This is a genomic window from Streptomyces sp. NPDC030862, assembly GCF_055571835.1.
The window spans coordinates 1-11,721 of record NZ_JBVIEN010000009.1 but is presented as its reverse complement, the minus strand read 5'-3'; the positions used below and the strand labels follow the sequence as shown (position 1 = coordinate 11,721).

The 11,721-nt window shown below is 73.6% G+C and carries 10 protein-coding genes; 7 read left to right on the top strand and 3 right to left on the bottom strand.

Annotation, left to right across the window (positions count from 1 at the left end; translation table 11 throughout):
- Positions 1-239: 239 nt before the first annotated feature.
- Positions 240-1,913 carry a class I adenylate-forming enzyme family protein gene (locus ACZ42X_RS23605; RefSeq protein WP_468293480.1) on the top strand — a complete coding sequence of 558 codons (1,674 nt, stop codon included), beginning with the start codon at positions 240-242 and terminating at the stop codon, positions 1,911-1,913.
- Here the strand turns inward: ACZ42X_RS23605 and ACZ42X_RS23600 are convergent.
- A complete protein-coding gene (locus ACZ42X_RS23600) occupies positions 1,888-3,186 on the bottom strand; it encodes a M6 family metalloprotease domain-containing protein (RefSeq protein ID WP_468293477.1) in 1,299 nt (432 codons plus the stop codon). The two genes, ACZ42X_RS23605 and ACZ42X_RS23600, sit on opposite strands and share 26 nt — an antisense overlap.
- A 211-nt stretch (positions 3,187-3,397) precedes the next feature.
- On the opposite strand from ACZ42X_RS23600, the gene ACZ42X_RS23595 reads away from it, so the two are divergent.
- The 3 genes from ACZ42X_RS23595 (at position 3,398) to ACZ42X_RS23585 (ending at position 5,997) form a co-directional block, all read left to right on the top strand.
- Positions 3,398-4,303 (top strand): LysR family transcriptional regulator, encoded by a 906-nt coding sequence (locus ACZ42X_RS23595; protein WP_468293474.1) that lies wholly within the window; start codon positions 3,398-3,400, stop codon positions 4,301-4,303.
- Between the two features lie 84 nt (positions 4,304-4,387).
- The gene (locus ACZ42X_RS23590; RefSeq protein ID WP_468293471.1) at positions 4,388-4,960 is read left to right on the top strand and encodes a cysteine dioxygenase family protein; all 573 of its coding nucleotides are present in this window, start codon (positions 4,388-4,390) and stop codon (positions 4,958-4,960) included.
- Positions 4,960-5,997 (top strand): YeiH family protein, encoded by a 1,038-nt coding sequence (locus ACZ42X_RS23585; RefSeq protein WP_468293469.1) that lies wholly within the window; start codon positions 4,960-4,962, stop codon positions 5,995-5,997. The genes ACZ42X_RS23590 and ACZ42X_RS23585 overlap by 1 nt, the downstream gene beginning before the upstream one ends.
- A gap of 79 nt (positions 5,998-6,076) precedes the next feature.
- Here the strand turns inward: ACZ42X_RS23585 and ACZ42X_RS23580 are convergent, their stop codons facing one another.
- Positions 6,077-6,577: a MarR family winged helix-turn-helix transcriptional regulator gene (locus ACZ42X_RS23580; RefSeq protein ID WP_361417939.1), complete on the bottom strand. Its 501-nt coding sequence runs from the start codon at positions 6,575-6,577 to the stop codon at positions 6,077-6,079.
- A 125-nt stretch (positions 6,578-6,702) separates the two neighbouring features.
- On the opposite strand from ACZ42X_RS23580, the gene ACZ42X_RS23575 reads away from it, so the two are divergent.
- Together ACZ42X_RS23575 and ACZ42X_RS23570 are read left to right on the top strand one after the other, a co-directional pair.
- Positions 6,703-7,524 (top strand): dioxygenase family protein, encoded by an 822-nt coding sequence (locus ACZ42X_RS23575; RefSeq protein WP_468293466.1) that lies wholly within the window; start codon positions 6,703-6,705, stop codon positions 7,522-7,524.
- Positions 7,525-7,576: 52 nt separating this feature from the next.
- On the top strand, positions 7,577-9,838 hold the full coding sequence (locus ACZ42X_RS23570; RefSeq protein WP_468293463.1) for an FG-GAP repeat domain-containing protein: 2,262 nt from the start codon (positions 7,577-7,579) through the stop codon (positions 9,836-9,838).
- Positions 9,839-9,847: 9 nt separating this feature from the next.
- Here the strand turns inward: ACZ42X_RS23570 and ACZ42X_RS23565 are convergent, their stop codons facing one another.
- Entirely contained in the window at positions 9,848-10,381 is a 534-nt protein-coding gene (locus tag ACZ42X_RS23565; protein WP_468293460.1) for a GNAT family N-acetyltransferase, read from the bottom strand.
- A 150-nt stretch (positions 10,382-10,531) separates the two neighbouring features.
- Between ACZ42X_RS23565 and ACZ42X_RS23560 the strand changes: the two genes are divergently transcribed.
- Positions 10,532-11,545 carry a sigma-70 family RNA polymerase sigma factor gene (locus ACZ42X_RS23560; protein WP_468293457.1) on the top strand — a complete coding sequence of 338 codons (1,014 nt, stop codon included), beginning with the start codon at positions 10,532-10,534 and terminating at the stop codon, positions 11,543-11,545.
- Positions 11,546-11,721: the final 176 nt, after the last annotated feature.

Here is an 11,721-nt window from a genome sequence, read left to right as displayed (position 1 = left end):
GAGGAGGTGGCACGGGAACCCGATCACCGCCCGCAGCGGTGGCCGGACCACCACGGGAGGGGCTCAGGGCCGCCGGTACGGGGCCGGGCCGGCGTCCGGGGTGTGGTGGGACCACCACCATGGGTTCGCGACGGAGCGGCCGGAAATGAGTGGTGCCTACACGCACTTGCTTGACGGGGTGGTGTGGTCACGCATAGCGTCGCCGGACAGAGACTGAGCAAGCGCTTAGGAGGGCGAGGGTGTCACACCCCGAACGGTCCACGGACGACCCGGCCGCCGCGTTGACCGCGCCCGGCGCGCCCTTCGCCGTCACGGCGGGCGAGGACGGCCGGCTCGTGTACGCCGCCGGGCCGCGCACCCTGCGCGAGGTCGTCGAGGTCACCTGGGCCCACGGGGAGCGGCCGTTCCTCGTCGCCGAGAGCCGGAGCTACACGTACGCGGAGTTCTTCGCGGCCGCCTGCGCGCTCGCCCGGCGGCTGACCGGGGTGTACGGGCTGCGCCGCGGCGACCGGGCCGTCGTCGCGATGCGCAACCACCCCGAGTGGCAGATCGCCTTCTGGGCGGCGCAGCTGGCCGGCCTCGTCGCCGTACCGCTGAACGCCTGGTGGACCGAGGAGGAGTTCGCGTACGCCCTCGACGACTGCCGGCCGGGCGTGCTGCTGGTCGACGGGGAGCGGGTCGCGCGCGTACGGGAGTGGGCGCGGGGCGCGGGCGTGCCCGGGGTGGTCTTCCACGGCGGTTCCGGGCCCGGCGACGCGGCGGACGGGTTCGAGCGGTACGAGGACCTGCCCGCGCCCGATCCGGCGCTCGGGCCGCCGGACGTGGAGGTCCGGCCCGAGGACGACGCCACCATCATCTACACCTCCGGCACCACCGGCCGCCCCAAGGGCGCGGTCGCCACGCACCTCGCGCAGGCCGGGGCCGCGATGAACCCGCGCTACCAGGCGGCGGACGCCGCGCTGCGGCGCGGCGAGGTGCCGGGACTGGGGCCGGCGCCCGTGACGCTGATGACCTTCCCCTTCTTCCACGTCGCGGCGTTCACGGCGTTCTACTCCGCCATGGCGGCCGGCGGCACGCTGGTGCTCCTGCGCAAGTGGGACGCGGCCAAGGCCCTGGAGCTGATCCACGCGCACGGGGTCACGCACTACGCCGGGGTCCCGGCGACCGCCCTGCAACTCCTCGACGCGGCGGAGGAGAGCGGGCGGGGCCTCGGCCCCCTCACGCATCTCAACACCGGTGGCTCCGCCGCCCCGCCCAGCCTGGTCGCCCGCTGCCCCGCCGGCGTCGAGCCCCGCAACGGCTACGGCCTCACCGAGACCAGCGGCGGCGTGCTCGCCACGTACGGGGACGAGTACCGCCGCTTCCCCGGCGCCGCGGGCCGGCCGACGCCCGTGACCGAGGTGCGGGTCGCGGGCCCGGACGGGCGGCCGCTGCCCGACGGCGAGGTCGGTGAGCTCTGGCTGCGCGGCCAGACCCTGGTGCGCGGCTACTGGGGCGACGACAAGGCGACGGCCGGGGCGTTCACGGCCGACGGCTGGCTGCGCACCGGCGATCTGGCGACGGTCCACGACGGGCGGGTCAGCGTCGTCGACCGGCTCAAGGACATGGTCATCCGCGGCGGCGAGAACGTGTACTGCGTCGAGGTCGAGGGCGCGCTCCACGCCCACCCCGACGTGCTGGAGGCGGCGGTGCTCGGCGTCCCGCACCCCGTGCTCGGCGAGGAGGTCGCCGCCGTGGTCCGGCTCCGGGTGGGGGCCGGGGCGGGCGCCGAGGAGCTGCGGGCGCACGCGGCGCGGAGCCTGGCCGCCTTCAAGGTGCCCGCCCACGTCCTCGTGCAGGAGGGGCCGCTGCCCCGCAACGCCACGGGGAAGGTGCTCAAGCGGGAGCTCAGGACGTGGTTCCCGAGCGGGTGACGCGGATCCGGTAGGTGCCGGAGCGGCGGTTCTCGGCCAGCACCGTGATGCGTATGCCGTTCTCCCGGTCGGTGAAGGACTCGCCCGGCCGGAAGGGCGCGTCCGACAGCTCCGCGTGCACGTTGGGGCGGCGCGTGCAGCCGCCGCTGTCGCGGTCGCTGTCCAGGACGGTGACCGGGCCCTCGCCGGTGTTCACGTCCGACCGTACGTGGTAGATGAGGACGCCCGGCTCGCAGACCGCCTCGTCGTTGCCGTCCCGGGTGCGGACTTCGACCGCGTACCCCGTCTCCTCCGTCAGCGGTATGACCGCGAGCTTGGTGCCGTCGCCGCGGAGGGGGAGCGGGGCGAGGTCGTAGACCCGGCTGCCGGGGGCGGCGGCGCACCGCACCTGGTCGTTGTCGAGCCAGCCGAGCTTCCACTTGTGCCAGCCCAGCAGGTCGTTGTTGGCACCCCAGTCCTCGGACATGATGTCCCAGTGCCCGACCGCGCCGCCGCCGTCCGCCGTGTAGAGGTCGGGCAGGCCGAAGACGTGGCCGTTCTCGTGCGGCAGGACGCGGAAGCCCGTCTCGTGGTACGTGCCGGAGCCGTCGTCCTGGCGGCTGTAGACGAAGGACGTGTGGGCGAGCGGGGTGCCGTCCGCGTGCGGGGCCTCGGTGTTGCCGGAGAAGGTGACGGACAGGACGGTGTCGAGCGCGGAGGGCCCGGCGTTGGGCGTGACCAGGATGTTGACCAGGTCGTACGCGCTGAAGTCGACCTTCGGGTCGGCGGCCGCCACGATGTCCTCGACGAGCTTGCGGTAGCCCGGCTCGTACGGCGAACCGCGCTCTATGCCGTACTCGGCGAACGGCATCGGCATCCGCAGCCAGTCGGGGAGCGGCGCCTCGGGCCGGTAGACGAGCCGCCCATACGAGCTGACGCGGAACCAGTCGGAGGTCTGCGGGAAGAACTCGGCGTACCGCTCCATCGCCGGGCCCTCGCCGGGCGCGTCCGGGAAGTCGATCATCAGGTTGAGGGCGCGTACCTCGCCGGTGGAGCGGGCGTAACCGGACGGGGTGGGGATGCCCTCCGACATCTGTACGCCCACGGTGGCCGAGATCCGGCACGGGCCGAGGGCGGCGAGCTCGTCGGTGGCGTTCTCGGCGGCGACGGGGCCCGCGGAGGCGCGGGAGGGGTCCGGGAGGGTCGAGCTCGCCGTGGCCAGCGTGGCGAGGGCGAGCGTGGTGGCCGCCCCGAGGGCGACCGGTCTGCGTATCCGCCGGCGCGTCCGCTCCATAGGTGCTGATCGCCTTCGGTCCGCGGCAGGCGGCCGGTTCCGCTCTGCGCTCTTGTCCGATCAGCCTGGGCCGGACGGGGCGCGGGCGCGCGCCGGGTGGCCCGATCGTGGGTTTTTCCGCGGATGGGTGAGGGAGGGTGGGCTGTACGGGTTGCGGAAACGGCCGGGAACGGTCCTTTCCCGCACCCAATTTCTCCTTATGCTTTCGACCGTGTTCGATTCCCGGTACATCAAGACCTTCCACGAGGTCGTCCGCACCGGTTCGTACACCGCCGCCGCCCGCGCCCTCGGCTACACCCAGCCGGCCGTGAGCCAGCAGATGAAGGCGCTGGAGCGGGACGTCGGCACACCGCTGTTCACCCGCGTCGGCCGCGGTCTGCGCCTCACCGAGGCGGGCCAGGCCCTCACCCGCCACACCGGCACCATCCTCGACACCCTCGCGGCCGCGCAGGAGCAGATCGACGCCATCGCGCGCCTGCGCTCCGGACGCGTACGGGTGTGCGCCTTCCCCAGCGCTGGGGCGACGATCCTGCCCGAGGCGATGGCCCGGATGGCGGAGGAACACCCCGGGATCCGCATCGAGCTGACGGAGGCCGAGCCGCCGGAGTCGCTGCGGATGGCCGCGCGGGGCGAGTGCGACATCACGCTGGCCTTCAGCTACCCCGGCCTGCGCGTCGAGGTCCCGGACGAACTCGCCGAGTTCAAGCTCCTGGAGGACCCGCTCACGGTGCTCCTGCCCACCGGCCACCCCCTGGCCCGGCGCCGCGCGGTCCACGTCGGCGACCTCCGGCACGAGCGGTGGATCGCCGGCTGTGCCCGCTGCCGCGCGAACTTCCTGCACGTCTGCGCCGAGGAGGGCTTCGCCCCCGACATCGCCTGCACGACGGACGACAACCTGGTGCTGCAGAGCCTGGTGGCGGCGGGGATCGGCGTCGCGCTGGTCCCGGCGCTGGTGCTGTCGTTCCTCTGCCACGCGAAGGTCACCGGCCGCATGGTGGAACCGCACACCCGCCGCCAGGTGTACGCGTACGTCCTCCGCGAGCACCTGCGGATCCCGGCCACCGCGCTGGCGCTGGAGGCGATCGTCGCCGCGGCGGAGGCGAAGGTCGGCTGCTGAAGCCGCCTTCCATAAGGGGGGGTTGGCCCCCCGGCAACGAACCCTCCTTGGACGGGCCCGGCCCGGCGGCCGGACGCTGCCGCCATGACGACCACCCCCCTCACCCCCCTCACCTCCCCGGAACCGACGGCCACCGCCCGTCTGCGTACGCTCGTCGGCGAGGTGCGCGCCGCCGCGGCCCGGGGCCTGCCGCCCGGGCCGACGGCCCGGCTCGTGGCCGAGCGCCTCGCCCCGCACCTCGGCGCGCCCGACCTGCTCACCGACGCCCAGTGCGAGGGCGACCCCGCCCGGTACCGCCAGCACGTGCTGCACGCCGAGCCCGACGGCTCCTTCTCGCTCGTCGCCCTCGTCTGGCTGCCCGGCCAGGCCACGCCGGTCCACGACCACGTGGCGTGGTGCGTGACCGGCGTCCACCGCGGCGAGGAGCACGAGCGCCGCTTCCGGCTCGTCCCGGACGGCGAAGGGGCGCGGCTGGTCGCCACCGAGGACGTGGTCAACGCACGCGGCACGGTCGCCGCGCTCGCGCCGCCCGGCGACATCCACCTCGTACGCAACGGCGGCACCGAGACCGCCGTATCCCTGCACGTGTACGGCGCCGACATCACGCGGCTCTCCACGAGTATCCGGCGCGTCTACCGGCTGCCGGTGGACGCGTGATGGCCCTCCTCGGCGCGCGGACGGCTCCCGTCGCCCTGACGGCCGGGCCGCTGCCCGGGCTGGCGCTCGCCGCCGGGGGAGTGGGCGCCGCGTGGCTGGTGCACCGCGCGCTGCCCTCCGTACCGATGCTCACCGCCGCGGTCGTCCTGGGCGTCGCCGCCGCGCACGCCCCGGGGCTGCGCACCGCCGTACGCGGCCGGGGCCGGTGCAGGACCGGGCTGGCCCTGGCCGCCCGGCGCCTGATGCGGCTCGGGGTGGTGCTGCTCGGACTGAAACTGAGCCTGTCCGACGTGCTGGGCCTCGGCTGGCGCACGGTCGCGATGGTGCTCGCCGTCGTGGCCGCCACCTTCGGCGGCACCTGGTGGCTGGGCCGCCGGCTGCGGCTCCCCGGCGACCAGCCGGTGCTCATCGCCGCGGGGTACGCGATCTGCGGGGCCTCCGCGATCGGCGCGGTGGGCGCCGTGCGCGACAGCGACGAGGACGACGCGGCCGCCGCCGTCGCGGTGGTGACGCTGTGCGGGACGCTCGCCATCGCCGTACTGCCGCTGCTCCAGGGCCCCTTGGGCCTGACGGACGAGCAGTTCGGGCGGTGGGTCGGCGCCGGGGTGCACGACGTGGGCCAGGTGGTGGCCGCGGCCCAGACCGCCGGCCCGGCCGCCCTCGGCGAGGCCGTCCTGGTCAAACTCATGCGGGTGGCGCTGCTGGCCCCGCTGGTGGCGGCCCTGGTCGTCGCCGCACGCCGCCACGACCCGCGCCCCGCCCCCGACGGCCGCCGCCCCCCGCTGGTCCCGCTCTTCGTCGCCGGTTTCCTCGCCATGGTGGCGCTCCGCACCACGGGCCTGCTCCCGGGCCCCGCCCTCACGGCCGCCGCGACGGCCCAGGAACTGCTCCTTACCGCCGCCCTCTTCGCCCTCGGTACCGCGGTCCACCTCCCGACCCTGGCGACCCGGACGGGCGCGCGCATGGCGGCGCTGGGCCTCGCGGCGTGGGTGCTGGTGGCGACGGCGGCGTACGCGGGGGTGGCGCTGACGGCGTAGCCGGTGCAGCACGTCGGCTAGGGCCTGTCTTTCGGATCAGGCCCTGGTCAGCGTCGCCAGGGCAGGTCAGCCCAGCCGACTAACGCCGCCAGGGCAGGTCCGCCCCCGGCTCCGAGGGCTGGAGGCCCTCCGCCATCAGCCGCATGATCTCGCCGAGCTGCTCGACCTGCTCGGGGCTGAGCCGGTCGAACATGGCCTGCCGTACGGCGGCGACATGGCCGGGGGCGCTGCGCTTGAGGACCTCGTAGCCCTCGTCCGTCAGGTAGGCGTTCTGGCCCCGCTTGTCGGAGGGGCACTCCTCGCGGCGCACCCAGCCGCTCCGCTCCAGGCGCGCGATGGCGTGGGAGAGGCGGGACCGGGTGATCTTGGCGTCCTTGGCGAGCTCGGTCATGCGCATCCGGCGGCGCGGTGCCTGGGAGAGCTGGACGAGGAGGCCGTAGTAGATGTGCGGCATACCGGCGTCGCGCTGGAGCTGGCGGTCGAGGTGGTCCTCCAGCAGCGTGGTGGCGTGCAGATAGGCGCGCCAGACGCGCTGCTCGTCGTCGCTGAGCCAGCGCGGGCCGTCGTGGTCGTCGCTCATGCGTCCCACTCTACTTCTCTTGAAAGTTTAACTAGATAGCTGTTACGGTCGGGTCGTGTAGAGCTTTAAGTTTCAAGTACTGGTTCGGCGTACTGTCGGAACCAACGACCCGGGAGTCGATCGTCATGGCTCGCATGCCCGCCCTCTACCTCTCCCACGGCGCGCCGCCCCTCGCCGACGACCCCGTCTGGCCCGGTGAGCTCGCCGCCTGGTCCGCCCGCCTGCCCCGGCCCGCCGCGATCCTCGTCGTCTCCGCCCACTGGGAGGAGGCCCCGCTGGCGCTCGGCGCGACCACGACCGTGCCGCTCGTGTACGACTTCTGGGGCTTCCCCGCGCACTACTACCAGGTCCGGTACGCCGCCCCCGGCGCACCGCACCTCGCCGAGGCCGTGCGCAAACTGCTCCGCGGCCCCGGCACCCCCGTACAGGACATCCCCGACCGGGGCCTGGACCACGGGGCGTACGTACCGCTCGTCGAGATGTACCCGGACGCCGACATCCCCGTCCTGCAGATCTCCATGCCGACGCTCGACCCGGCCGCGCTGATGGACATCGGACGCAAGCTGGCGCCGCTGCGCGACGAGGGCGTACTGATCGTCGGCAGCGGGTTCTTCACGCACAACCTGGCGGCGCTGCGCCACCAGGGCGTGCCGGGCTGGTCCGCGGAGTTCGACGAGTGGGGCCGCCTCGCCCTGGAGGCCGGCGACGTGGACGCGCTGCTCGACTTCACGCGTAAGTCCCCGGCCGGGAGGCTCGCGCACCCGCGCACCGAGCACTTCGCCCCGCTGTTCGTCACGCTGGGCGCCGCGGACGCGACGGCGGACCTCACCGCCGGGCGGAGCGTGATCGAGGGGTTCTGGATGGGCCTGGCGAAGCGGTCGCTCCAGTTCGGGTCCGGTGAAAGTGCGGGTGACGCGTACAACCTCCCTCCCGCCTCGTCGGTCTGAGCGGGCAGTGCGCACTGATGTGCGTACCGCTCGCTCATCAGGAGGGACTTACTTGTCTTCCGTACGCACCACCCGACGCCGGCTCGGTGCCTCCGTCGCCACCGTCCTCGCCGTGACGGTCGGTGCCGGCGTCCTCGCCGCGCCCGGCGCCGTGGCCGCTCCGGCAGCCGCTCCCGCGGCCGCCGCCCAGGCCGGGGCCGCCGCCGCCGCCGTCACCGCGGCCACCCTGCCGCTCGACGCGGAGATCGTCAGCACCGGCGACACCGGCTACCTCACGTCCCGCACGGACGACGCCGGCCATCCCGTCCTGGAGTGGCACAGGTACGCCGACGGCTCGGTGCTGCCGATCACCACCGGCACCGTCGGCCACGGCAGCAACTCCGACATCGTCGTGACCAGCGACGGTGGCACCACGGTCTACCTGCGGGACATGGCGGACGGCGGCACCCTGTCCGCCTCCTTCGACCTCGCGGCCGAGTTCAAGCCCGGCGCGAAGCTCGTCGGCGTGGTCGGCGCGAACCTCTTCGTGCGGGTCCCGACGGGCAACCAGGACTACCACGAGCTGTGGCAGCTCACCCCGGTCGACGGCCTCGCCAGGAAGACGCTGCGCCTGGGCGGCGGTTACGGCCTCGACTTCAAGGTCGTCGCCTCCACGAGCGACGCCATGCTCCTCCTCAGCAGCAACCGCGTGTTCCCGAGCCCGGCGACCCGCAAGACCGAGTTCTGGGCGACGCGCAGGAACGTCGACCCCGACTCGACCGTCAAGGAGGGCGACAGCGCGAACACCGCCCTGTGGACCCAGGCCTCGACGGGCGCCTTCAGCGCGGACTACGAGTCCTGGGTCGAGTACCGGAGCGGGGCCGCCACGCTCCGCGTGGAGGGCGTGTACGTCCACCGGACGTACACCCTGGACAGCTCCATGAGCGGGGCCGTCATCGCCGGCGTCCTCCGGGACACGCTGCTCTACGGCGTCCCCGGCAAGGCGGCGGCGGCCGGCGAGGCGCCGAGCCCGCTGTACGCGCGGAACGTCAAGAGCTCCACCGCCGAGCCGTACAAGCTGCTGGAGCACTTCTCCAGCGTGGCCCAGGCGCCGGACGGCGCCCTGCTCGTGCGCGGCGCCACGGCCGAGGCGGACGGCCTGTTCCGCATCTGGCCCGGGGACGACGGCCGCCCGACCGCCACGCTGGTGGCGGACACGGGCCGGGTCCTGCCGGTCCAGGTGACGGCGTCCAAGGTCCCCACCGCGGTGAACCTGGAGACGCCCGGCACCACGGTCCCGATGGAGTGGACCCTCTCCCGCGCGAACGCCACCGTGGACGTCACGCTCACGCACACGGCCACCGGCAGGAAGCACACCCAGCGCCTGGCGCAACCGGTCGCCGACAAGCGCTTCGCCTTCGCCTGGGACGGCGTCCTGGACGGCATCAGCGCCCCGAACGGCGCCTACACCTGGCAGGCCACCGCCACCCCGGCCGACGGCGTCGGCGCCCCGGCGACCGCCTCGGGGAGCTTCCAGGTCACGCGGCAGGCCAACCCGCACGACTTCAACGACAACGGCTCGACGGACGTCCTCGCGCGGGACGCCTCCGGCGTGCTGTGGCGGGACGACCTCTTCGACTGGCCGTCGGGCGGCCAGGTCAAGACCGCCCAGCGGACGAGGGTCGGCTCCGGCTGGCAGATCTACAACCAGATCGAAGCCACGGGCAACCTCGCCGGCACCCCCGTGGGCGACCTGATCGCCCGCGACACCTCGGGCGTCCTGTGGCTGTACCAGGGCAAGGGCGACGGCACCTTCACGACCCGCGCCAAGGTGGGCACCGGCTGGCAGATCTACAACAAGCTCACCGGTGGCAGCGACCTCACCGGCGACGGCCGCGCCGACCTCCTCGCCACCGACGCCTCCGGCGTGCTGTGGCTCTACAAGGGCACCGGCAGCCCGACCGCGCCCTTCGCGACCCGCGTCAAGGTCGGCGGCGGCTGGCAGATCTACAACCAGCTCACCGCCGTCGGCGATATCGCGGGCAGCGCGGCCGGCGACCTGGTCGCCCGCGACTCCGCCGGTGTGCTCTGGCTCTACCAGGGCAACGGCGCGGGCGGCTTCGCCACCCGCGTCAAGGTCGGCAGCGGCTGGAACGCCTTCTCCCAGCTCGTCGGTGCCGGCGACGTCACCGGCGACGGCCGCCCCGACCTGATCGCCTACGGCACGAACGGTACGTACGTCTACCGCTCGACCGGCTCGGCGACGGCCCCGTTCAGCCGGCTGACGACCACGCTGTACGCGGGCGAGGGCGGGAAGTTCAACTCCGTCGCCTAGGGCCTGGCCCTAGCGCTGGGGGGTCGCCTGGCCGAGCTCCTTCTCGTACCAGGCGACGTCCCAGTACCGCCCGAGCTTCCGCCCCACCTGGGTGAACGTCCCGGTGTGACGGAAGCCGAAGCGGGTGTGGAGGCGGACCGACGCGTCGTTCGGCACCGCGATGCCCGCGTAGGCGCGGTGCACGTCCTCGCCCGCGAGGGCGTCGAAGAGCCGCTCGTACAGCAGGGTGCCGACGCCCCGGCCGACGGCCTCCGGGGCCAGGTAGACGCTGACCTCGACGGAGGTGGAGTACGCGGCCTTCGGCCGGAAGGGGCCGGAGGTCGCGTACCCGAGCGGGTGATCGCCTTCGTGGGCAACCAGAAGCCGGTGCGGGCCGTCTTCAGGGTGGGAGCGCAGCCACGGAAGGCGCTCTTCGGGGGTGAAGGGGACCGCGTCGAATGTGATCGCCGTCTCACGGACGTAGTGGTTGTAGATCTCCGTGAGGGCGCCGATGTCGGCCTCCGCCCCCGCTCTGACCTGCAGATCCGTTCGCCTTTGCGGCATCGACCCTCCCTCGGTGGCCCGTGAGGATACTGCAAGATCGCGAAAATGGGTGGGTGTCATGGGAATTCTGTCCTGATTCCGGTCGTTGTTTCCGTCGGATGCAGGGCACCCGGAAGGGTGTCGCGACACCTACTCAGCAAGGGAGCTCGCATGGCAACCCGTGCCGTCGCCCAACGTCAGTCGGGAGCGACCCGGTCCGCCGGGGGCGGGACCGACCGGGGCAGCAGCGCTCGCGCCGTGGGCGGGGAGATCGCCGACCGCGACCTGGTCGGCATGTACCTGGACGAGATCGCGCGCACGCCCCTGCTCGACGCCGCGAAGGAGGTCGAGCTCTCCCAGACCATCGAGGCGGGCGTCTACGCCCAGCAGATCCTCGACGGCGAGGTGGAGAGCGAGGCGGGCGGAGCGACCCGTGAGGAGCTGGAGGCGCTGGTCGCCGCGGGCGAGCGGGCGAAGGACGTCTTCATCCGGTCCAACCTGCGGCTCGTCGTCGCGGTCGCCCGGCGCTACCCGCGCAGCGGCCTGCCGCTGCTCGACCTGATCCAGGAGGGCAACGCGGGTCTGGTGCGCGCGGTGGAGAAGTTCGACTACACCAAGGGCTTCAAGTTCTCGACGTACGCGACGTGGTGGATCCGCCAGGCCATCACGCGCTCGATCGCCGACCAGTCGCGCACGATCCGGCTCCCCGTCCACCTGGTGGAGGAGCTGGGCCGCATCCGGCGCGTGCAGCGCGAGTTCAACCGCGAGCACGGCCGCGACCCGGAGCCCGCGGAGATCGCCGAGGAGCTCGGGTCCTCGGCGGAGCGCATCACCGACGTCCTCGACTGGGCCCGCGACCCCGTCTCGCTGAACATGCCGGTGGACGACGCGGGCGAGACGCAGTTCGGCGACCTGCTGGAGGACACGTCGGCGGTGTCGCCCGAGCAGTCGGTGCTGACGCTGCTGCGCAGCGAGGAGCTCGACGACCTGATCGACAAGCTCGACCACCGCACGGCCTCGATCATCCGGATGCGGTACGGCATCGAGGACGGGCGCGAGCGCACCCTGACGGAGGTCGGCAAGGAGCACGGCCTCACGCGCGAGCGCATCCGCCAGATCGAGAAGCACGCGCTGCTGGAGCTGAAGCGCATGGCCCACGACACCGGCTTCGACGCGGCGGCGTAACCCTGCGGGGCGCCGCCGCGGCGCTGGTTCCTGTCGCGCCGTGCTTGCTGCCCGGTGGGCTTGCGCTGCGCGGGGGCTCGCGCCCGGTGGGCGGCTTTCCGCTGCGCGGTGCTTGCCGCCCGGTGGGCTTGGGCGGGTGCCGGGGGTTCCGGTGGGGGGTGGTCGGACTCTCGTTC

Excerpts from the sequence above, each read along its gene's own strand:
- ACZ42X_RS23600 (WP_468293477.1), bottom strand. The coding sequence starts at position 3,186 with ATGGAGCGGACGCGCCGGCGGATACGCAGACCGGTCGCCCTCGGGGCG.
- ACZ42X_RS23590 (WP_468293471.1), top strand. The coding sequence starts at position 4,388 with ATGACGACCACCCCCCTCACCCCCCTCACCTCCCCGGAACCGACGGCC.
- ACZ42X_RS23585 (WP_468293469.1), top strand. The coding sequence starts at position 4,960 with ATGGCCCTCCTCGGCGCGCGGACGGCTCCCGTCGCCCTGACGGCCGGG.
- ACZ42X_RS23580 (WP_361417939.1), bottom strand. The coding sequence starts at position 6,577 with ATGAGCGACGACCACGACGGCCCGCGCTGGCTCAGCGACGACGAGCAG.
- ACZ42X_RS23575 (WP_468293466.1), top strand. The coding sequence starts at position 6,703 with ATGGCTCGCATGCCCGCCCTCTACCTCTCCCACGGCGCGCCGCCCCTC.
- ACZ42X_RS23565 (WP_468293460.1), bottom strand. The coding sequence starts at position 10,381 with ATGCCGCAAAGGCGAACGGATCTGCAGGTCAGAGCGGGGGCGGAGGCC.
- ACZ42X_RS23560 (WP_468293457.1), top strand. The coding sequence starts at position 10,532 with ATGGCAACCCGTGCCGTCGCCCAACGTCAGTCGGGAGCGACCCGGTCC.